The 21461-nt window shown below is 71.7% G+C and carries 13 protein-coding genes and 1 pseudogene; 7 read left to right on the top strand and 7 right to left on the bottom strand.

Annotated features, from left to right (window positions below):
* Positions 1-178 precede the first annotated feature (178 nt).
* The gene (locus G448_RS0106695) at positions 179-691 is read right to left on the bottom strand and encodes a SprT-like domain-containing protein (protein ID WP_026407361.1); all 513 of its coding nucleotides are present in this window, start codon (positions 689-691) and stop codon (positions 179-181) included.
* Between the two features lie 315 nt (positions 692-1006).
* Between G448_RS0106695 and G448_RS15480 the strand changes: the two genes are divergently transcribed.
* Entirely contained in the window at positions 1007-2029 is a 1023-nt protein-coding gene (locus G448_RS15480; protein WP_315560784.1) for a hypothetical protein, read from the top strand.
* A gap of 222 nt (positions 2030-2251) precedes the next feature.
* Entirely contained in the window at positions 2252-3778 is a 1527-nt protein-coding gene (locus tag G448_RS0106705) for a phospholipase D-like domain-containing protein (RefSeq protein ID WP_026407362.1), read from the top strand.
* Positions 3779-3847: 69 nt separating this feature from the next.
* Here G448_RS0106705 and G448_RS0106710 read toward each other — a convergent pair whose 3' ends face one another.
* Positions 3848-5164: a serpin family protein gene (locus G448_RS0106710; RefSeq protein ID WP_245572225.1), complete on the bottom strand. Its 1317-nt coding sequence runs from the start codon at positions 5162-5164 to the stop codon at positions 3848-3850.
* Between the two features lie 322 nt (positions 5165-5486).
* Between G448_RS0106710 and G448_RS17005 the strand changes: the two genes are divergently transcribed.
* Together G448_RS17005 and G448_RS0106720 are read left to right on the top strand one after the other, a co-directional pair.
* A complete protein-coding gene (locus G448_RS17005) occupies positions 5487-6656 on the top strand; it encodes a glycosyltransferase (protein WP_051268700.1) in 1170 nt (389 codons plus the stop codon).
* Between the two features lie 88 nt (positions 6657-6744).
* Positions 6745-8094 carry an IS1096 element passenger TnpR family protein gene (locus G448_RS0106720; RefSeq protein WP_026407364.1) on the top strand — a complete coding sequence of 450 codons (1350 nt, stop codon included), beginning with the start codon at positions 6745-6747 and terminating at the stop codon, positions 8092-8094.
* Between the two features lie 50 nt (positions 8095-8144).
* Here the strand turns inward: G448_RS0106720 and G448_RS0106725 are convergent, their stop codons facing one another.
* Both G448_RS0106725 and G448_RS18365 read right to left on the bottom strand, forming a co-directional pair.
* The gene (locus tag G448_RS0106725; protein WP_034494634.1) at positions 8145-13259 is read right to left on the bottom strand and encodes a DUF3418 domain-containing protein; all 5115 of its coding nucleotides are present in this window, start codon (positions 13257-13259) and stop codon (positions 8145-8147) included.
* A gap of 240 nt (positions 13260-13499) precedes the next feature.
* Positions 13500-14150 carry a CPBP family intramembrane glutamic endopeptidase gene (locus tag G448_RS18365; protein ID WP_169720828.1) on the bottom strand — a complete coding sequence of 217 codons (651 nt, stop codon included), beginning with the start codon at positions 14148-14150 and terminating at the stop codon, positions 13500-13502.
* A gap of 1007 nt (positions 14151-15157) precedes the next feature.
* Between G448_RS18365 and G448_RS18745 the strand changes: the two are divergent.
* Positions 15158-15432: pseudogene (locus G448_RS18745) on the top strand (transposase); the annotation flags it as partial.
* A gap of 355 nt (positions 15433-15787) precedes the next feature.
* On the opposite strand, the gene G448_RS15495 reads toward G448_RS18745, so the two are convergent.
* Positions 15788-16240 carry a helix-turn-helix transcriptional regulator gene (locus tag G448_RS15495; RefSeq protein WP_084436433.1) on the bottom strand — a complete coding sequence of 151 codons (453 nt, stop codon included), beginning with the start codon at positions 16238-16240 and terminating at the stop codon, positions 15788-15790.
* The gene (gene erm, locus G448_RS17485) at positions 16237-17055 is read right to left on the bottom strand and encodes a 23S ribosomal RNA methyltransferase Erm (RefSeq protein WP_084436435.1); all 819 of its coding nucleotides are present in this window, start codon (positions 17053-17055) and stop codon (positions 16237-16239) included. Before erm ends, G448_RS15495 begins: the two co-directional genes overlap by 4 nt.
* A gap of 624 nt (positions 17056-17679) precedes the next feature.
* Between erm and G448_RS15500 the strand changes: the two genes are divergently transcribed.
* The gene (locus G448_RS15500; RefSeq protein WP_342663533.1) at positions 17680-18696 is read left to right on the top strand and encodes a potassium channel family protein; all 1017 of its coding nucleotides are present in this window, start codon (positions 17680-17682) and stop codon (positions 18694-18696) included.
* A 309-nt stretch (positions 18697-19005) separates the two neighbouring features.
* On the top strand, positions 19006-20217 hold the full coding sequence (locus G448_RS0106755) for a PfkB family carbohydrate kinase (RefSeq protein WP_245572226.1): 1212 nt from the start codon (positions 19006-19008) through the stop codon (positions 20215-20217).
* 414 nt (positions 20218-20631) lie between these two features.
* Here G448_RS0106755 and G448_RS0106760 read toward each other — a convergent pair whose 3' ends face one another.
* Complete coding sequence (locus G448_RS0106760) at positions 20632-21456, bottom strand: alpha/beta hydrolase family protein (protein WP_026407370.1); 825 nt, start codon at positions 21454-21456, stop codon at positions 20632-20634.
* Positions 21457-21461 lie beyond the last annotated feature (5 nt).

Below are 21461 nucleotides of genomic sequence, written 5' to 3' on the forward strand. Positions count from 1 at the left end.
CTTCGAGGCGGCTGCGGTTCGTGCCCGTACGAAGCACGCTCTGGCCGAGACCCGCAAGGCCCCGGGGTCGGGCGGGCCCGCGAGATATCAGTCGGGCCCGCGAGGGTCGGGCCGGGGGCGTGACCGCCGCCCGAGTACCATCGGCATACGGGTCGGGCCGGGACCCTCGCGCCGTCGATCAGTGCGACGCGAGCAGGGCGAGGGCGCGGGCGTAGCGCGGCCCGATCTGCTCAGGAGTGACGGCAACGCCGTCGTGCTCCCAGTCGAGCAGGTTCTCGATCCGGAAGGAGCGTGCGCACGTGGCGCACGCCAGGGGGACCGACGGGCGTCGAATCCGGGTCACCGTGTGGCCTGCCGGGCACCGTCCCAGCCACCGTCCCTCCACGCGCGGCGCCTCCGGGGCGATCAGGCGCCGTCCGGTCGAGCCTATGCGCTCGGCCTCGGCCCGCCATACGGCATCGTGCCCGTGACTGGCGCCGACGCGCGCGTGCGCGATCTCGTGGAGGATCGTCTCGCGGACCTCGGCCTCGTCGTACAGGCCCATGAGATGACGCGAGAGGGTGATCCGATGACGCGCGTGGTCGGTTTGCCCGGCCCGTCGCCGGGCGCGGTCCAGGCCCAGCTCCCAGTCCTCGACGCCATGGGTCGCCATGAGGGCGCGGGCCAGGTCCAGGACATCGGGCAGGTGCACGGCTCAGAGCGTAGCGTGCCGGCGGATCTTCGCACGCGCATATCCTCGTGCGGAACGGCGGAATCCGGGGGTCCGCGGTCTCGACCTCGGCGCATGTCCGCGCGCGGATGCGGCGACGTCGGCCGTCGGGGGACTCGCCCCGGGGGCGCGCTCGCGATAACGAGACGCACGCGGGAGGAGCGTCGTCGGGCGATGCGCCCCCGGGGCCGCGCTTCGTGGAATCCCGAGGTTGTCGGGTCCGCTCGGGTCGCGCGGACAGGGGGCCGCCGTGGCGAGGACTCGGTCCATCGCTCGGACTGTGGCAGCATGGCGCCGATGCCTCACCGTTCCCCTCCCTCCTCTCAGCGCCGCTCGTCTCAGGGGCGGCGGGGCTCCGCCACGGCGCGGTCCGCGTCCGCGCGCCGGGGCCGCTCGACGGGTGCGTCCAGTGCCGGGGGACGCACCCGGCGTCGTCGCGCGCCCCGCCGCAGCCCGTTGGCGCGTCTGCTGAGATCCCCACTGGGATTCTTCCTGGGCGCGTTCGCGCTCACCGTCGTCGTGGGGCTGTTCGCGGCCGGATTCATCGACCCCGCCCCGCTGCGGAACTCCGCGACAGTCATCAACCAGTCCAGTCCGACCCCCGTCAGCACCGACATGACCGGTTTCGACGCGGCGCGCATCATCGACGACGACGTCTTCTACGACTCGACCACCATGACGACCCGCGACATCACCACCTTCATCGAACGGGTCAACGAGGGCTGTCAGACCGGTAGCGACGGTACGCGCTGCCTGGCGGAGGCCACCTTCGACACCGAGGACCGCGAGGCGACCACGGCCTGTCCCGGCGGCTATCGGGGCGCGTCCGCCGAGAGTGCCGCGCAGGTCGTCTCCAAGGTGGCGACGGCGTGCGACATCAACCCGCAGGTGCTGCTGGTGCTGATCCAGAAGGAGCAGGGGCTGCTCACCGCCTCGGGCGATTCCTTGACCGCTCGCGACTACGAGGCCGCCGCCGGCTACGACTGCCCCGATCACGAGCGGTGCAATCCGCAGTTCGCGGGCTTCTTCGCGCAGCTCTACGGGGCCGCCACGCAGTTCCAGGACTATCGCTTGGCTCCTGAGGCCTATCAGGTCGTCGCGGGCGTCCCGGTGCAGTTGGCCTATTCCCCGGATACCGCATGCGGCACTGGCGAGTTGACGGCGGCCAACCAGGCGACCGCGGGTCTGTACAACTACACCCCCTACCAGCCCAATGCCACCGCGGCCTACGGCGGCAACGACTGCACCAGCTGGGGCAACTGGAACTTCTACGGATACTTCCGCGCCTTCTTCGGGGACCCGACGCCGTCCACCGACTGAGTCATCAGGAGGGCGCGCGGCTTTCGCCGGTCTCGGTGCGGGACTGAACCGATCTCGGCGCGGAACCGGACCGATCTCGGCGCGGAACCGGACCGATCTCGGTGCGGGACTGAACCGATCTCGGTGCGGAACCGGACCGATCTCGGCGCGGAACCGAGGAGAACCGGTCGCCCCCGGCGCTTGGTGGGCGGCTCCGCGCACTCCGCGTGCGAGGATGCGGTCATGGAGTGGCAGTCGGTTCTGACGACGACCTGGGTCGTCGTCGAGTACGCGATCAAGGTCATCGCGCTCGGCACCGTCCCGGAGAACCGACGCCCCTCGTCATCGACGGCGTGGCTGCTGCTCATCTTCCTGCTGCCGCTCGTGGGCCTGCCGCTCTACATCTTCCTGGGCAGCCCGTGGATCCGCGGCAAGCGCCGCGAGCAGCAGATGGCCGTCAACGAGATCGCCCTGGAGTCCACCAGGGACGTGCCCTACGCGCCCGACGGCACCAGGCGCTCACCGCACCTGGACTCGGTCCTGCGGATGAACCGCGCCCTGACGGGGCTGCCGTGCGTGACCGGCGAGGTCATCGCCCTGCACGGCGAGGCGACGGCCACCTACGCCGAGATGGCCCGCGCCATCGACACCGCTGCGCATCACGTTCACGTCGAGTTCTACATCCAGTCCTGGGACCCGGTCACCGACGTCTTCTACTCCGCGTTGGAGCGGGCCGCCGCCCGCGGTGTGACCGTGCGCCTCCTGGTGGATCATCTCGGGTCGCGCAAGTATCCCGGCTGGCGGAGGCTGGGCGACCGCTTCACCGCCGCGGGCATCCAGTGGCGGCTCATGATGCCGCTGCTGCCGCACAAGCGGCGCTTCCGCCGTCCCGACCTGCGCAACCACCGCAAGCTCCTCGTCATCGACGGCGAGCGCGCCTTCATCGGCTCCCACAACATCATCGACCCGTCCTACCGGCTGCGCTCCAATATCCGGGCCGGACGCACGTGGGCGGACCTGAGCGCGGAGGTCACCGGGGATATCGTCGTCGAGGCCGAGGCGGTCTTCGGCATGGACTGGTATTTCGAGTCCGGGGAGGTGCTCGACGTCGAGGACATCCTGCCGCAGGGCGGAGGGGCCGACTCGATATCGCAGGTGCTGAGGCAGGCGGCGCCCGTCGGCACCCCGGCGCCTCGGCCGGGGCGGCCCAGCGCCGTCGTCAACGCCATGCAGCTCGTGCCCTCGGGGCCCGGCTACCCCACCGAGCCGAACCTGCGGATGGTCCTGTCCCTCATTGAGAACGCCACCAAGCGGGTGTCCATCACGAGTCCCTACTTCGTGCCCGATGAGGCGCTTCTTGCGGCGATGACGACAGCGGCCTATCGCGGCATCGAGGTCGAGCTCTTCGTGGGCCTGGAATCCGACCACCTCATCGTCAACCATGCGCAGCGCTCCTACTACCAGGCCCTGCTCGCCTCCGGGGTGCGGATCTACCGGTACCCGGCGCCGACCGTGCTGCACGCCAAGTACATGACGGTCGACGACGAGATCGCCGTCATCGGCAGCGCGAACATGGATTTCCGCTCCTTCGCGCTGAACTACGAGGTCATGCTGCTCGCCTTCGGCGGCGATCTCGACGACATGCTGCGCGCCAACGACGCCTACTACCGCACCGCCTCCTCCGAGCTGACCGCCGAGAAGTGGGCGACCGAGCCCTGGTGGCGCTGCTACATCGACAACGTCTGTCGACTGCTGTCCGCCGTCCTGTGAGACCGGGCTCGGACCGGCCCGGCGCAGCGCGGCTCGGCCGCGGCCGACCCGGAGGCGGGGGGCGGGCCGTCAGGACGGGTTGTTGATGGCCTCCTCGAACAGCGCAACGCCGGTGGACAGGTCCCGCAGCCGCATGACGTAGGGGTGGTTGATGCGGAAGTCCGTGGTGGGACCGGGATTCGGCGCGGTCACCCCATCGCCGTGCTTGGAGACGGCGGCGGCGACGGTACCGTCCTCGCGCACGATGAGCCGGACCTGCTGCTGGTAGGCGATCGTCTCGAACACCGGGTTGACGCGTCCCATCGGACGGATGTCGGCGCCCAGGGAGTCCAGGACCGGGAGGATGTCGACCCCGTCCGCCGGGGTCGACAGGTCGATGCGCGGCATCGACAGGTTCACCTGGGGAAAGATCCCCTCGGCCTCCGCCTCGTCGAGCAGGGTGCTGGCCGCGGCCCACGTGCCGGCCGGCAGCTCTTCCGGGAGCGAGCCCTTCTGCGGCAGAACGAGGTCCAGGATGAAGCTTCCGGAGTAGGGCACGCGCAGGACCTTCCAGGTCACCGAGTCGGTGCGCCCCTCCGTGCATGCCATCGCGCTCGTCTGCGTCATCATCTGGACGCGGGTGACCCCGCCGTCCGCACGGGTGAAGTCCGCCTCATCGCTGTTCTTCTCGTCGAAGAGCTTCTTCCACTGCGCGGCGAAGAGCACGACGTTCTGCAGCGCGACCTGGGTCCTGTCGGCCTTGAGCGCCGAGGACTCGATGAGACCCGCCGTGTTCCGGTCGACCCACGCATCCAGCGCGTCCTGGGCCTGATCGGCATCGACGCGTCGCAGATCCGCGGAGAACCAGTGGCGGACGCCGTCGATGAAGCCCTGGTTGATCTCGGACCGACCGTTGCGATCGATGATGACCATCTGGTCGGCGAGGTGCAGGAGAGGGTTCTTGGGGGCCTTGTCCTCCGGGTCGAAGCGGGAGACGTCGCCGTCGTGGGCGAGCAGAGCCGTCTGGATCGCGGACCAGGTCGTGTTGCGGGCCTCCTCGTCCGCGGCCCCGAGGAGCCTGTTGAGCCCCTGGGATGCCGGGTCCGTGGCGCCGAGCGACGCCGTCGCCAGGTTGAGGGCGAGGGAGGCCGGGCTCGCTAGGGCATTGGCGTGCGATCCGTCGGCCAGCTGGGCCGATAGGAGCGCTGCCCCCAAGGCATTGCAGGCATCGACGGCGGCCTTCGGGTCGGGCGCCTCCGCCAGGGGCACCTCGGTGCGGGTCTGCTCACTCGACAGCACGGTCCCGCCGATATCGTGCTTCTCCCAGAGCTGGCCGCAGCCGGAGAGGGCGCCCGCGGCGACGGCGGACAGCAGCAGCATGGCGCGGCGGCTCGGAGCGGTTCCCACGCGCGCCGTCCACGTGGATCGGCGGCGGGTGCGGGTCGGAGGCGGCGGTCGGCGGTGCTCATGGATGAAACCTGCGCTTGTCGGACGGCCCGGGCAAGGGGAGGAGTCCCCGGGGAGAACGGTACTCACGAGCGCCCGGGGTCGCCTTCGCCAGTCGTTCCGACATGCCGGATCGGAGGAGGCGCCGTCGGACCGATCTCGGTGCGGAACCGGACCGATCTCGGCGCGGAACCGGACCGATCTCGGTGCGGAACCGGACCGATCTCGGCGAAGGGGAGGAGGGGCGCCTGCCGCCCGGAACCGCTCGGCTAATGTTGGGGCCATGGTTCCCGAGAACGCCGATCGCGTCGCGAGCGCAGGCGATGCCGCCGAGCGCCTACCGCTGGAGCGGGTTGTCTTCCTCATGAACGACATGCATCGTCCCAACGGCATCGTCAGCGCCACCGATCTGCTCGCCACCGAGATGAGGGCGCGCGGCCTTCCCGTCGACATCTGGTGCTTCGGCGCCTGCGATCCCGACCTGCGCGAGCGCCACCACGTCATCGACGTCGTGCCCGGCCGCCGCCTGACCACCAAGATGCCCGGTTTCGCCCGTTCCAAGGCGTTCCTCAAGCCGCTGCGCCGTGTCATAACCCTGGGCTGGTGGCCCTGGGCGGTGGCCCGCCTGCGCCGCCTGGCGGGCCGTTGGGAGAAGGGGACCCTCGTCATCGGCGCCGGCCTGGAATCGGTGCGGCTGCTCGATCAGGCCGGCGTCCGTCCCGCTCGCCTCGTCTCCCAGGTCCACACCGATGTGCCGGCCCTCACCGAGACTCAGCGCGCTCTGGTGCGGGGGGCCGCGACCGTCTCGGCCGCCGTGACCGCCCTGACCCCCGAGGGCGCGGAGGAGCTGCGCTCCTGGGGCGCGAACGCGGTCCCCATGGTCAATCCGTGCCCCGATCCGGGGGACACCGCCGATCCGGCGTCCTCCCGCACCGTCGTCTTCATCGGGCGCCTGTCGGAGGGAAAGCAGGTCGATCACCTCATCCGCGCCTTCGACGTCGCCGCCCGGTCCGGCTGGCGTCTGCGGATCTACGGCTCCGGGCCCCGGGAGGCGGACCTGCGGGGCCTGGCGGCGAGCGCCGACGGCGACGTCGAGCTGTGCGGATCCGTCGATGACGTCGGGCCGGTCCTGGCGGATGCGGCGATCCACGCGCTGTCGTCGCGCTTCGAGGGGCTGAGCATGTGCATCCTGGAGGCGAATGCCGTCGGCGTGCCCTCGGTGATCTACGACTGCTCGCCCGGGGTGCGCCTGGCCGGCGGACCGGCCGCGTCGCTCGTGCCCAACGGCGATGTTGAGGCCTTCACGGCCGCTCTGGTCGACCTCATGGACGACGATGCCGCACGCGCGGACGCCGGTCGGCGCGCCCGTGAGTACGGCCGGCGCTTCAGCGCCCCCGCCGTCGTCGATCAGTGGCTCGCCCTGTGGGACGAGCTCGCCGCGCGACCGGTGTGATCTTGCGGTGTGACTCTTCCAGGACCAGTGGGTGGACGCGCCGGGGCGGGGTCTTGGTCTGCGCCGCATGCGCTGCCACCATGGCACCATGGCACGGCGTTGGCAGATCATCTCCGTTGAGCTCCTCTCCGGGAGGGGGCAGATCCTCGTGCCCCCTCCCGGCCGGGACCTCATCGTGCCGCCATCGACCACCTTCGAGCAGCTCGGCGTGGCGATCGACCTCGCCCTGGCCCGCTGGGATCTGGGACACCTGCGCGACTTCACGCTCGCCGACGGCACCCGCATCATCGACGACGCCACCGACCTCGAGCTGGGTCTCGGGGGGTTCAGCGGCGGGGCGCTCATCGACAGGGTTCTGCGCCACAATGCCAGGGTCAAGGACCATGTCGATGTCGGCGAGGTGTTCCGGTACGTCTTCGACTTCGGGGACGACTGGACCTGCCGGTGCACCGTGACCAGGCTCGGGGACCCCGAGAAGGAGGTCGGCGTCGTCGTGCAGGAGCCCACCGCGATCTGGGGCTGGGGCGTCCTGCCCGACCAGTACGGGCGCATGCGGCACGACGACGAGGACTTCCTCGGCGACGACCCGGCGCTGACGGCCAAGCAGGCGCGCGCCGAGGAGAACGAGGTGAACGCCTTCCTGATGACCTTCGGCCAGGTCGAGCCCGAGCGCCTCGACCTGCGGGCGGTCCGCGTCGCCCGGGCGTCGGACGACGCCGCCGCGCTGATCGCCGCGCTGACCGGTGTCAACGCCGACCATGCGCTCCAGCAGATCGGGCAGGCCCTCCTCGAGGTCTGGGACGGGATTCACGGGCCCGGGCGCCCGCGCGGGAGCAGAGCCGTGAGGGGGGAGCTCGCCTCGGTCATGGCGACCCTGAGCAGCCGGCTCCGCTGGCGCGACGAGGACGGCGACGCGATTCTCAGCGCCGAGCTCCTCGCCCGGATCCAGGGGCATGACCCGGTCGGACGGCCGCTGCCGGTCGATCTTGAGGAGCTCGCCGACACCATGGCCTCCTACGGCGACGTCAACGGCGGGTACCTCGACCTGGACACCGGTCAGGTCCTGCTCGCCGCCATGGTCTCGGCGCGCGGGATCAACCTCGACAAGGGGGACGATGAGTTCGGCATCGAGCCCGGACGCCGATGGGTGGTGGTCGATGACAGCGCGAAGGCGATCACGACCGCGGACCGGCGCGGCTTCATCCGCCACCTGCAGAGCAGCGGGCGGCAGGACGAGCGCGCCGCCGCGAGCACGCTGTCGGCGGCGATGCAGGCGCAGCACGCCCGCGGCTTCGACGATGCCATCGACGAGCTCGGTCTGGCCCCCGTGTGGGTCGGCTACCGGGACGACCGTCGCTGGGGCAGGGCCCGCGAGGCGCTCGCCGCGCACGGGGTGCGTCCCACTGCGAGGCGCTCCATCAACGAGATCGTGAGTTAGCACGGCGTGCGGACGGCCCGCATGCGGCTCGCAGGCGACCCGCATGTGGCTCACACCGTGGCGACCAGCCTGCTGATCCGCTGGCGGCTGACCTTGCGACTGGTGCCCAGCGTCTGGGCGAACAGGCTCACCCGCAGCTCCTCGAGCAGCCAGCGCGCCTCGGTCAGCACCGCCTCGCGCTCGGCATCGGGCGCCGCGGCGGCGGAGCGCTCCCGCGCCTCGGCGACGATGGCGGTCGCCTCGGCCACCTGGTGGGCCAGGGCGGCGTCCTGGCCGGGGGAGGCCTCCGCCTTCTCCACGCGCAGCGCCAGCGCCCTGAGGAAGCGCGGCAGGTGCGTCAGCTGCTCGGCGGGCGTCGCCGAGATGAAGCCGTCGAAGACCAGCTCGGCGGCGTGCTCGCGCACCTCCTGGAGCGTGCCGAGCAGCGACAGGGACGTGTGGGCCCCGACGACGCGATCCACCTCCCGCCGGGCGGCGAGCGTACGGACGACCGTCTGAGCCACCCGGTGGACTTCGTCCTCGAGCTCCTGACGCATGACGTCGACGAGATCGGCGAAGACCTCGCGCTCCCGCACGCGGGCCGGGTCGCCGGCCACTGCGGCCACCGCGGCCGACGACCCGGCGGCCCACCGGCCGGCCACGATGCGAGCCGCAGCCAGCTCCATGTCCTCCACGAGCGCCTCGGTGCTCCGGTAGGGGCTGGCCGCCAGGGTCAGGGACTCGCCCGCGCTCCACCGGCTCGTCACCCGTCCCGTGGGCAGGAAGGTCCGCGCCAGGGCGAGCGCCGTCACCCCGGCCCCGTGAGCACGCGCCTGGGAGGCGGCGTCGGGCAGGATCCTCAGGTCCGCGCTGCGGGCGCCGGTGGCCACGAGGGCCGGGTAGCCGCGCACGATCAGTCCCGCCGTCCCGGTCGACTCGATCGTCTCCGGGATCGTCGAGCGATCGGGCGGCTCCAGACCGGGCACGTCGCTCGGCCAGTCGGTCAGGCCCCCGCGCTCGGCCGGACCGCGACGGATCGAGCCGCGCCGTCCCCGCGCATCGGCCTCCGCCTCCGGACCGCCGCCCGGTGAGCCGCCGCCGGGCACCGGTCCGTCCGGGGCGTCGACGCCCGGCCCTCCGTTCGAGCGGCCGGTCGAACGGACCGCGGCGGCGCCGGTCGGGCCGCCGGCCCTCCCACCGGCCCCGCGCGATCCCCGGCGCCCGCTCCTGCGCCGCTTCCCGCCTCGCGTGCGGGTGCTCTCACGGTCCTCTGCCTCGGCCATCGCCTGCGCCAGCGCCCCGCGCACCGCCGAGCGCACCGCATGCTCCGTGCGCCCCGACATGCGCTGCTGGAGCGCCACGAGATCCTTGCCGCGGTCGATCTCCCGGCCGTGCGCGTCCAGGGCGACGAAGGCGATGCGCAGGTGGTCGGGCAGGCGCTGCTCGACCTCGGCCCAGTCGGCGTCGGCGATCTCGACGTCGCGCAGCTGGAGCACGGCCGCCTCGAAGGCCTCCCGGAAGGGGATCGCGGGGGCCGACGGCGAGCCCGGCGCTCCCCCATCCCCGGCGTCCGGGACCCGCTCGCGCATGGTCGCCCATACCCGCGCCCCGACGTCGGGGGCGGGCACGAGCCGGCGGCGCACCCGCTTGGGCAGGGCTCGGATGGTCGCGACCACCAGCTCGGGCCGCATCCCGGGCACCAGCCAGTCGAAGCCGTCCGGCGTCAACCGCCCCAGCACCTCCACGGGCACCTGCACGCTCACGCCGTCGTCGGGGGCTCCCGGTGAGAACACGTAGTTCAGGCCCAGGGTGAGGTCCCCCTGGACCCAGCTGTCCGGGTAGCCGGACGCGTCGTCGCCGTCGGGCAGGAGCAGTTCCCGGGTGTAGTCCAGCAGGTCGGGGCGGCGCTCCCGTTTCCGCTTCCACCAGACGTCGAAGTCGTTCGCCCCGCGCACGTCCTCGGGCAGGCGGTCGTCGTAGAAGTCGAACAGGGCCTCGTCATCGGCCATCAGCCCGTGGACGCGGCGGCGGCGCTCGACGTCGCCGAGCTCCTCGATGAGCTCGCGGTTGCGCTCCACGAAGCCGTGCCGGGCGTGCCAGCCGCCCTCGACGAGCCCGTTGCGGATGAACATCTCCCGGGCGACCTCGCGGGCGGCGGGCGTGCCCACGCCGGCGAGGGTCGCGGGCCGGTCGGCCACCAGCGTCATCCCGTACAGCAGGACCTTCTCGTGGACCATGGCGGCGCCGTGGCGCGTGGACCAGTAGGGCTCGCCGTACACGTGCCTCGTCAGGCCCGCCCTCTCGCCGGCCTCCTCGACCCACCGCGCGTCGACCCTCGCCACCGTGCGCGCGAACAGGCGGGAGGTCTCCACCAGCTCGGCCGTCATCACCCAGTCGTAGGTCTTGCGCCGCAGACCCGAGCCCGGCCAGATGATGAAGCGGGTCCCGCGCGCCCCGGCGTACTCGCGCCGCCGCTCGTCCCAGGTGCCCACGTTGGAGAGCAGGCCCACCAGCAGCGAGCGGTGGATGGCGTCGGCGTCGGGCGTGTCCGCGCTGCGCCCGAGCGCCACGACGGCCGCCGCCACGTCCCCGTGCGCGACCGCTGCCGCCTGAGTGCCCGGCTCCAGCGCCGCCCCGGCCGCGCGGATCGAGCGCGCCGTCGGCAGCTCGACGGGGGCGGCGCCCAGGCCCAGCGGGCGGGCGAGCTGCCGCAGCTGGGCGTGGACGTCGAACCACTCGCGCACGCGCAGGTAGTGGAGGAACTCCGAGCGGCACATGCGGCGGAAGGCGGAGCCCGACAGCTCGCGCTGCTGGGTGCGCAGGTAGCGCCACAGGTTCAGGTAGGTCAGGAAGTCGGAGGCCGGGTCGGCGAAGCGCCGGTGCATGGCGTCGGCCGCCTCCTGACGGTCGGCCGGGCGCTCGCGCACGTCCTGGATGGACAGCGCGGCGACGATCACCATGACCTCGCCGGCGCAGCCGAGGTCGCCCGCCTGGAGGAGCATGCGGCCCAGGCGCGGATCGATGGGCAGACGGGCAAGGCGCCGGCCGACGGCGGTCAGACGCGGGCCGCGACGGGCGCTCCGCGCGGTCCCGACGCCGCCGGGGCCGTTGCTGCGGCCCGTGCCGTTGCGGCCGCCGCTGCGCTCGGGGAGGCCCCGGCCGGCGCCGTCGCGGGCGGCGCTCCCGCGGCCGGCGCCGGTCTCGATCGCCCCGATCTCGGTGAGCAGCTGCACGCCGTTGCGCACGGCCCTGGGGTCGGGGGAGTCGAGGAAGGGGAAGTCCTGGACCGCGCCGAGCCCGAGCGCCGCCATCTGCAGGATGACGGATGCCAGGGAGGTGCGCAGGATCTCCGGTTCGGTGTACTCCGGTCGGGAGAGGTAGTCGGCCTCGGAGTACAGGCGGATGGCGATGCCGTCGGCCACGCGTCCGCAGCGCCCCGCACGCTGATCGGCACTGGCGCGGCTGACCGGCTCGATCGGGAGGCGCTGGACCTTCGTGCGGTTCGAGTAGCGGGAGATGCGCGCCAGGCCCGGGTCGATGACGTAGCGGATGCCGGGCACGGTCAGGCTCGTCTCGGCCACGTTCGTGGCCAGCACGATGCGCCGGGCGGAGTGCGCCTCGAAGACGCGGTGCTGCTCCGCGGCGCTCAGGCGCGAGTACAGCGGCACGACCTCGACCGCGCCCGGGACGCGCGAGCGCCCGTCGGGGGTGTAGCGAGGCCCCAGGTGATCGATGAGGGCGGACTCGGTGTCGCGGATGTCCCGCTCCCCGGCGAGGAAGACGAGGATGTCGCCGCCGCCCGCGGCCATGAGCTCATCGACGGCGTCGAGGATGCCGGTGACCTGGTCGCGGTCCTCCCGGTGGGCGGTCCCCGGGCCCGGATCGCCGCCGCGGCCGCCGCCGTGAGTCGTTCCGCAGTTCATTCCGTGGCCGGCCCGGCTGCGCGAGGACGGGGAGGGCGCCGACGACGGTGGTCTCCCGGTCGCCGACGACGGTCCGCTCCCGGCGGCCGAGCGGAGCGCGTCGCGGCGGGCCCGCGCCGCGGCCCGGACCGCGGGGTCGGGGGACGTCAGGGCGTCGAGCTCGGCGTCGGTGAGCTCGCCCGCCGGAGCGGGGGCGGCCGGGGCCGATGGGGCTGCGGATGCAGCCGGATCGCGAGCGGGGCGCGCGTCCGGGGAGTCGGGGGCGTCATCCCCCGCGATGAGGGGGCGGTAGCGGATCTCGACGGGGTAGGTGCGTCCCGACACCTCGATGACGGGGGCGGGCGCCCAGGCCGCGGGGGAGCCGAGGTCGGCTTCGGCGTCCGCGTCCGCGTCTGCGTCATCGCGGCGACCGTTGCGGCCGGCGCCGGAGTCTGCGTCGGCGTCGTCGCCGGGTGCCGGAGCCCGGGCGACGGCGTGTCCGAAGTGGTCGGCGAAGCGCGCCGAGTCGATGGTGGCGGAGGTGATGATGACCTTCAGGTCCGGGCGGGAGGGGAGGAGCCGGGCCAGGTAGCCCAGGATGAAGTCGATGTTGAGGCTCCGCTCGTGGGCCTCGTCGACGATGATCGTGTCGTAGCGCGAGAGCATCGGGTCGGACTGGATCTCCGCCAGCAGGATGCCGTCGGTCATGAGCTTGACCAGCGTGGTGGGGCCGGTCTCCTCCGTGAAGCGCACCTGGTAGCCGACCACGCCGTTCCGGCCGATGGGGGTGCCCAGCTCGTGGGCGATGCGCTCGGCGACCGAGCGCGCGGCGATGCGACGCGGCTGGGTGTGACCGATCATGCCGGTGACGCCCCTGCCCAGCGCCAGGCAGATCTTGGGGATCTGCGTGGTCTTTCCGCTGCCCGTCTCCCCGGCGACGATGACGACCTGGTTGTCGCGGATCGCCTCGGCGATCTCGGCGCGGCGGGCGGAGACCGGCAGCTCGTCGGGGTAGACGAGCGCGGGCACGCTCGCGGCCCGTTCTGCGAGTTGCTCGGGGGTGAATCCCGACCACTCACGACGACGTCGGGAGGAGCGGCGACCGGGACGGCCGGCGCCCCGGCGGTTGCGGCCACTGCGGCGCGCGCCGCTGCTGGAGCGGGATGCCGCGGGCGCATCGGCATCCGCGCCGGTGCTCGTGGCGTCGTCGAACTCGCCCGCGACGGCGGGCAGCGGCATGTCCTCCGGGTGCTCGGCGGTGTCGTCGTTATCGGCGTTGTTCATAGGCCGACTCACCATACACCCGGGCTTCATTCGTGCTCGACCGTCGGGACGGCCCAGGCTCCTCATCGAAAGCCCGGTGGATCGGGGAAGAGAGGGGGAAGGCCGGCGCGTCGAGTCGGGGCTCTCTGCACGAGGCCGGCATTCTCGCGCGAGTCGGGCGTCGTCGTCGGACTCGCGCAGGAATGCCCGAGTGGCGGCTGACGTCGACCTCGTGCTCTCCCCGTCCGGCGGTGCAGGATCTTACTGCGGTGCTGTCTTGGCCGGCCTCTCGAAGCCGAGGCGCCCCCGAGTCGCAATGATCGCCACGGCGGCAAGGACCGCCATCCCCGCGGTGGCGGGCCAGATGGTGGTCGCCTGCTGGCCGGTGATCCCGGACCACGTCGCCAGGGCCCAGTTCATGGAGTTGTGCGCCAGGATCGCCAGCAGGACCGAGCCGTGCGCCAGGTTGGTGATCCAGGACATGACGACGGCGCCGGTGATGGTGAAGGCGAAGAAACCGAGGACATCGGTCACATTGTTGTGCGGAGTGTCCCACGCCGACACGAAGAACTGGGGCAGGTGCCAGCCTCCCCAGATGACGCCGAGCACGACGGCGGCCCGGAGCGGACGAATACGCTCCTGCAGGACGGGCAGGGCGAAGCCCCGCCATCCCACTTCCTCCTGGATGGGGCCGCCGATGAGGAAAACGACCCCCTGGATGAGGGGGCCGATCACCACGGCCGGACCGACGAAGGACGGGGTGCCCGCCTCCTTGCCGGGCAGCACGGCCGAAGCGGTCATAATGGCCGCGGGTATCGCGATGAGGGCCAGGGCGTAGGACACCGGCGGAACGCGCCACCGCTTGAACGAGGAGGTCCAGGCGCGCAACGAACCGGTCGTCAGACGAGTCATGATGAGTGAGGCGAGAAGGGGTCCGGCCAGTAGCCCCAACTGACCCACCCCCGCCGCTGCCGGTTTATAGGACTCCGCGGGAATGAGTTTTTGCAAAGGGATGAAGGGCACCCGGAAGATCCATGATCCCGTATAGGCGAGGACGACGAATCCCGTCAGCGGATGAGATCGCAACCAGCGAATCATCAATACTCCTTCGCTTAACCTCGAGTTCTCATCGTTGGGGTGATGAATAAGGGTGATGGTGCTCCTTGCCCTGGGATAATGCGGATTGCGTATGTCCGCGCATATCCGGTGGGGGGGGGAGCACCTTCGTGGTGAAGAGTACCGGGTCGTACCCGGCTGCGGGCGTGGACTCCGACGAGGTGTCGGCGGCGGTCTGGCCGGGGATGTCGAGGCCGTCGGGACCGCCATTCGTCGGATCACCGGGGAGCCGGGGGCCATCACGGGGCTCTGCGCGCCTGGGCGGGGTGAGTCCGGGATCGAACCGGGGCGCCCGGTCCGGTACCGCCGGGCGGTGAGGCGCGGTGGATCAAGGGTGCTGGAGAAGGAGGTCCGAGAGCTTGGAAGAGCCGTGGATTCGGCTGGTTGTCGCGACAGCTTGATGAGAGAGGCGAGTTGGCGTGGTGTCTGAGGAGTTGAGTGTGGGTGCTGGTGGCGCTTGTGGGGGGTGAGGTGTTGGCGGTGGCGTGCTGATCGGGTGCTGCGGGCGCCGATGCGCTCGCCCGAGCCTCCGCGGCCCTCGCGTGAGGTCCAGCGTGACTTCTGGCGGTTGATCGCCTCCGGTGCCGGCACTGAGGGCGCCGGCGCCCGGGTCGGTGCGTCGGCTGCGGTGGTCTTTCGCCGGGTCCGTCATGCTGAAGGGATGACTCCTGTCAGCTTGTAAGGAGCCCACCGGTCGTTGCCTCTGCTTCTGCGAACGCGAGGAGATCGCGTTGCTGGGGGCGCAGGACTGTGGTGTTCGTGCCATCGTTCGGTGCATCGCCGCGCTGCGAGCGCCGTGTCCCGCCGGCTTCACCGCGCGCACCGGCATCAAGATGTTCTTCGCCGACCTCCGCTGCCCGTGGCAGCGCCCCACCAACGACGACTCGGGCGGCCTGCCGCGCCAGTATTTCCCAAGGGAACCGACCTGTCGCGCTGGAGCCCGGCAGACCCCGAGACCGTCGCCAACACACTCAATAACCGTCCCAGGAAGGTCCTCGGCTACAAGACTCCGGCCGAGGTGCTCAACAAGCAGCTGCAATCAATGCGGCCAACATTCCATGGCCGACGCGATCGGTGACGCTGATCTGCTATCCCTGATACAGCTCTTCTTCACCCACCTCACGACTCACCGTCGGGCTGGTCAGGTCATCGGCATGCGAGCACCGAGAGACCCCGCATACCTGGTCCTCTCGGAGCGGATGTGTGTTCTGCTGGAACAGGCAGGCGCCGCCGATCCGCCTGGGACCGCCTACAGGTTGTCCAATCTGGTGATCGGCAGCGCCCTGACTGCTCCTATAACGCTTGATGAAATAGCATGTGGGCATCGACTCCGAGCAGGCTCCCGTCTATGCGCGGCTTCATGCGATGCACCACATCAGCCCACAAGTGATCCTTGCCGATGACATCAAAGCGCTCTTGTCTTGCGGGGCCGTCTAGCTCGAGGTCCGCCGGCGGCTGCCTTGTTCACAGCATTGCCACCGCGGGAGTGCCTGTTTGGTCGCTTCGCGCCGATAGCCGGATGGGCTGGCACCGACGATGGCGGTGAACTGGCGTGCGGCGTGGCCGCGACTGCTCCACCCGACCCGCGTCATGGCCACACCGATCGGAAGATCGGTCTCCACCAGGAGGCGGGCCAAGCGGTGAGTCCGAACATGAGCCAAGTACTGCATGGGCGGCATCCCGAAGCGCTGGCTGAATATCCTGCCCAGTTGCGACGTGGACAGGTGCACCAGGGCGGCAAGGTCATGGAGTCGCCAGGCCCGTTCGGGACATTCGGCGAGGAGCCGTGCTGCACGTTGTACGGCGATCTCACTCGGGCTCGCATCGGGTGCCCTGTCGTGCTCGGTCTCGTCGAGGCACGCTTGCCGTCGGGGTTCGATGCTCATCGACGGCGCCTTCCCGAGCGCGTGTTCGTGGGGCGTGCCGGTGGTGATGAGCCGGTTGTCTTGAACAAGTCCACCCAGGCCTCGACGGGCAAGTCCTTCGGCAGCCCGGCAGCGATCACGCCGTGACGACTCAGCCATGCCTGTGCAGCCCGTACTGTGCTCAGCGCGGTGCTGCGTGCAAGGATCTGAGCGATCCCGCGACCGGGCCCGGTGTAGACGCGGTGAACCAGCGCGTGGAACTGGCGCTGCTGTGCCAGGGGCAGCAGCGGGCGTTTGCGGCGGTGGATGGTGAGGATTCCGCCGTCGACTCCGGGGCGTGGGGTGAACGCACGGGCTGGTACGCGGGCGTGCAGTGTGAACTCGAACCAGGGTGCCCATTGCGCGGTCATCATCGTTGCACCGCCAACGCCAGCTCTGCGCCGGGCGACTTCCCATTGCACGAGCAAGATTGCATTTGTCCATGCGGACGCGTGCAGCATGCGCCGAAGCATGGCTGTGGTCTGGTGAAACGGCAGGTTGCCGACGAGCACATGGAGAGACGTTGGAAGGCGATAGGTCAGGAAGTCGTCGGCAACGACGTCCACGTGTGACGGGAGGCGTTCGCCCAAACGTCGCGCAAGTCGCGCGTCGATCTCAACCGCGGTGACTGGTCGTCCGAGATGAGCCAGTGGGATGGTGAGGGCTCCGTCGCCGGGGCCGATTTCGATGATCGGACCCTCTGTGGCGGCCACCAGCTGAGTGATCGTGGAGATGGTGGATTGGTCGGTCAGGAAGTTCTGGCCGTGTTCATGACGGCCGTGTCGATAGGTAGGCACTGTTTGCTCCGTGGTTGTTGCGGAGCCGGGCGCGCTGAAAAAGCCGCCCGGCCGTGATCGCCGAGGGCGGGAGCAACAGGCAGTTGAGGTGTGCTCGCCGCCGTTAGCGGGTACGCAGACGCACTGAAGCAATGCTGTAAACCAACATGACGATCAGTTTAGGCGGCTCAACCGCGACGAGCGACCCGATGACCCGTCCGCACTCGACGATGCGCAGATCCGTATCACCAGAGGTCGGATCCTGCCCCAGGCCCGCACGTGGCTGGAGAACACTCACGACGGGAGACACCCCAGGATCTGCCACGCCTCTTACGGATCGAGGTTGGCGGGGTGCCGGCTCACCCGTCCGACGAACGGGTGAGGGGCGGTTTGGGCGACCGTGTCGATGCGCGTGATGTCGCCGGTGACGGCTACAAGTACCTGTCGCGGCTGGTGATGGAGGCCGGTCGCTGTCGAGCCGTTGACCCGCTATTACGCCGAAGCAGGCACCCCGCCGGGCCGATCTCGGGCCGGAACCGAACCGATCTCGGGCCGGAACCGAACCGATCTCGGGCCGGAACCGAACCGATCTCGGCGAGTCGTCGGGCGGCCGGGCGTCGCTCACGATCGCTTACGATGGAGGGCATGTCGGAGCGGAACAGCGGTGCTCGCCTGCGCGTCTGGGAGCGCGCCTCCGAGTGGCCGCTGACCGCCGCCGCCCTGGTCTTCCTCGCCGTCTACGCGTGGGAGGTCATCGTCGACCTCCGCGGCGCGGCGCGGGCCGGCGTCGAGATGACGATGGACGTCGTGTGGATGGCCTTCATCGCCGACTACGTCGTGCGCCTGGCGCTCGCCCCGAATCGCGGCCGCTGGTTCCTCCGGCACCTGCTCGATCTCGCCGTCGTCGTCCTGCCCGTGCTCAGACCATTGCGGCTTCTGCGTCTGGTCGCCCTGCTGGGGGTGCTCCAGCGCGGGGCCGGCATCGCGCTGCGCGGTCGGATCACGGCGTACACGGCGGGCGGCGTGAGTCTGCTCATCCTCCTGTCCTCCCTGGCGGTGCTCGACGCCGAGAGGGGCGCGCCCGGCACGCCGATCACCACGTTCGGCGAGGCGGTCTGGTGGTCGCTGGTGACCATCACGACCATCGGGTACGGCGACCTGGCTCCCGTGACGGCGGTGGGCAGGTGCGCGGCGGTACTGCTCATGGTCGGCGGCGTCGCGCTCGCCGGAGTCGTGACGGCGACGCTCGCCTCCTGGATCGTCTCCCTCGTGGCCGAGGAGGGCGCCGAGCAGGAGGCGGCCACGCGCGCGCAGGTCGAGGCTCTTCAGCAGCAGGTGGCCGCGCTGTCCGAGCGCGTCGAGCTGCTGGTGGAGGCCTCGACGCCGCCTCCCGCGGCTCCCGCCGCCTCCGCTGCTCCTGCCGCCCCCGCCGTCCCCCCGGAGCCGGCCCGCCCGCCGGAGGACGTTGCGGGAGGTGCTGGCGGCTCCAACGGCGCGAAAGGTCCCGGCGGCCGCGGCAGTGCGGGACGTGCCGGCCCCGACGTCGTAGGAGGCGCCGGCGACCCCGACGGCGGCGCCGTTCGCACGGGCTGCGTGGAAGGCGGTGATGGCGCTGTCGGCGCCGACAGGGCTTGTAGAGCCGACAGCGGCGCGGCGCGGTGAGCGCGCCGGCTCGGCCCGGCCTCGGACACTGCTGATTCGGCCGATTCGGCCCGGCCTCGGAGTCCGCCGGGGAATCCTCGGAGCCTTTCGAATTCTCGGTGTTGCGGCGCGAGCGCCTGTGCCATGCTTGAGCGCATGGCAGGTCCTGACCGGCCCCAGCCGGTTCGTTACGGCACAGTCCCTAACAGCATGACGCCGGCCCCGGACGGATCGACGTACGGGACGGCGCCCCGTCCGGGTCGGAGTCGGGCGGTCCCATCCCCATCGGGGCGGTACGCGCCCGCGGGCGGGAGGTACGGCCCGGGCGGCATGATGTCCGGGTCGTACGCCGGTGCTCCGGGGACGGGTGCGGAGTCGAGCGCTCGGTTTACCGGGGAGGAGGGCACGGGACCCGCCGGGAAGCCGGGCACGGGATCCGCCGAGGAGGCGGGCGGGCGCCGACGACGCCGATCGTGCCGGGCGCTGCCGGCTGGCCGGCCCGTTGGCCTGTTCTGCGGGCTGACCGTCGTCGATGTCATCCAGCTCGTCGAGGCGCCGCCCGGACCCGACGACAAGGTCGTCGCTCTGGATCAGCTCGTCGCCGCCGGTGGCCCGGCCACCAACGCCGCCGTCGCCTTCGCGGCCCTCGGCGGCCGTGCGATTCTCGCCGCGCCCGTCGGCGCCGGGCCCCTGGCCGAACTCGTGCGTGCCGACCTGGCCGCGACCGGCGTCGAGCTCATCGACTGCTCGGGCGGCCCGGGCGGTTCCGACCGCTCCGCGCTCGACCTGGGCGCGCCCTCCGCGGGCGCGCCGGAGATTCGCGGCGAGGACGCGCCAGCTGCGGGCGCGGGCCTCCCCGCTGCGGGCGCGCCGGCGCCCATCGTGCCCGAAGCCCCGGGGCTGTCGGTCTCCTCGTGCGTCATCACCGCAGCCACCGGCCAGCGCTCCGTGGTCTCCACCAATGCTCGCGCCGTCGCCGTCACTGCCCCGTTGGACCGGTATGCCGCGCGAGTGGACCGCGGGCGCAGGCCCCCGCCCGACGTCGTCCTCATCGACGGGCACAACCCCGCCCTCGCCGAGGTTTCCCTCGATCTCGCCGCCCGCGCGGGCGCGCTCACCGTCATGGACGCCGGGTCGTGGAAGGACGCCGCCGCGCGACTGCCCGGACGCTGCGACGTGGTCGCGGCGTCGGCGCGCTTCTACCCGCCCGGGCCCACCGGCTCCGTGACGGCGCCACGGGACGTCGCCCACTGGCTGCTCGACGCCGGAGCTCGCGGCGTCGTCATCACCCGCGGGGCGCGGCCCGCCCTGTGGTGGTGCGCGGGCGGTCACGACTCCGTCTCCCCGCCGCAGGTCGCTGCGGTCGATACTCTCGGTGCGGGCGACGTGTTCCACGGGGCCCTCGCCCATGCCCTGGCCGGGACTCGGCGCGACGACCTGACCGGTCCCGCGCTGGGGGCTGCCGTGGAGCGCGCCTGCGACGTCGCCGCCGCCTCGACGGAGGTCTTCGGGACGCGCGCCTGGCGGCAGCGGCTCGACTGAGCATCCCCGGCGGGCTCGGGGCGTCCGGTCGTGCGCACCCGGTACAAGAAGATCAAGGCGAGCATCCCCGGCGGGCTCGGACGCTCGCCGGTTCGCGGCGCGCGGTCGTACCCGATGGCGCGTGGTCGTACCTTAGAGGGGCTTTAAGGTACGACCGCGCGGCCCGGGGTACGACCGCGCGAGGCCAGAAGCGCTCGCGAACGTGTGAGGAAGGCCTTGCCAAGGTCCCGGGTCCGGCCGCGCGAGGTCCTCAGGATCGGGGCGTCGTCGGTGGGGCCGCTCAGGTCCCGGGTCCGGCCGCGCGAGACCCTGAGATCCCTGGCCTGAGAGTCCGGGAGCGCCCGACCGCGGGGTCCCGCCCATCGGCGCGCCTCCCGGGTTCGCGCTCCGGCTCCCGGAACCGCGCTCCGGCCCTCAGCGCAGTCGACGCGTGATCCACTCGATGGCCAGCCGCGCTACCTCGGCCTGCGCCGCCCTGGCGTCGTCGGCGCGCACCTGCTGGAGCCGACTGCCGTCGCGCAGCAGGGGGAAGCCCTCGGCGGCGGCCTCGGCCGTGTCGGGGAACTCATCGGTCAGCGCCCCGTGGAGCACGAGGATCGGCCACGGCAGATCGGCCATGGTCTTGTCCGGCGACTGCAGCGAGACGTCCGCCAGGGTCTCCTTGCTCAGCACGTCCCACCGGCGCGAGTTGGGGTTGTCGTCGGGCAGCCGGGTCAGACCGTGCCGGTCGAGCTCGTCGAGCTGGGCCGAGGAGAAGACGTTCTCCCACAGGATGGACTGCGGGCCCACCACCGGCCCGACGGCGACGACGGTGCGCACCTGCGCCGGGCGGGCCAGCAGCGCAGCGGTCGCCCCGAGCCCGTTCGCGTGGATGGCCTGCCGGGTGAATCCCCGGTCGGCCAGCCAACCGCTGACGGCCTGAATGTCCTCGACCTCCCCGGCGAGCGTGATGACGTCGTCGTCGGACTCGCCCAGTCCGGAGAAGTCGAACTGCAGGGTGGCCAGGCCCTCCCGCCGGTAGCGGGCGGCCATGTCGTCGAGGCGGTGCGCCAGCCCGTGCCTGTCGGTGAGGAAGTTGTGCGCCAGGATGACGAGGCCCTCGGAGCGGTCGGGCGCCTTCCGACCGTCCTCCAGGGCGGCGCCGAGCGCGGGGAGATCCAGCGGATCCGCGGTATCCGGTACGCCCAGCGTCGCGGCGAGGGCGATGCCGCGGGCCGTGGCGATACTGACCTCCATCATGTGGC

Source organism: Actinomyces gerencseriae DSM 6844, from assembly GCF_000429265.1.
Lineage (GTDB): Bacteria > Actinomycetota > Actinomycetes > Actinomycetales > Actinomycetaceae > Actinomyces > Actinomyces gerencseriae.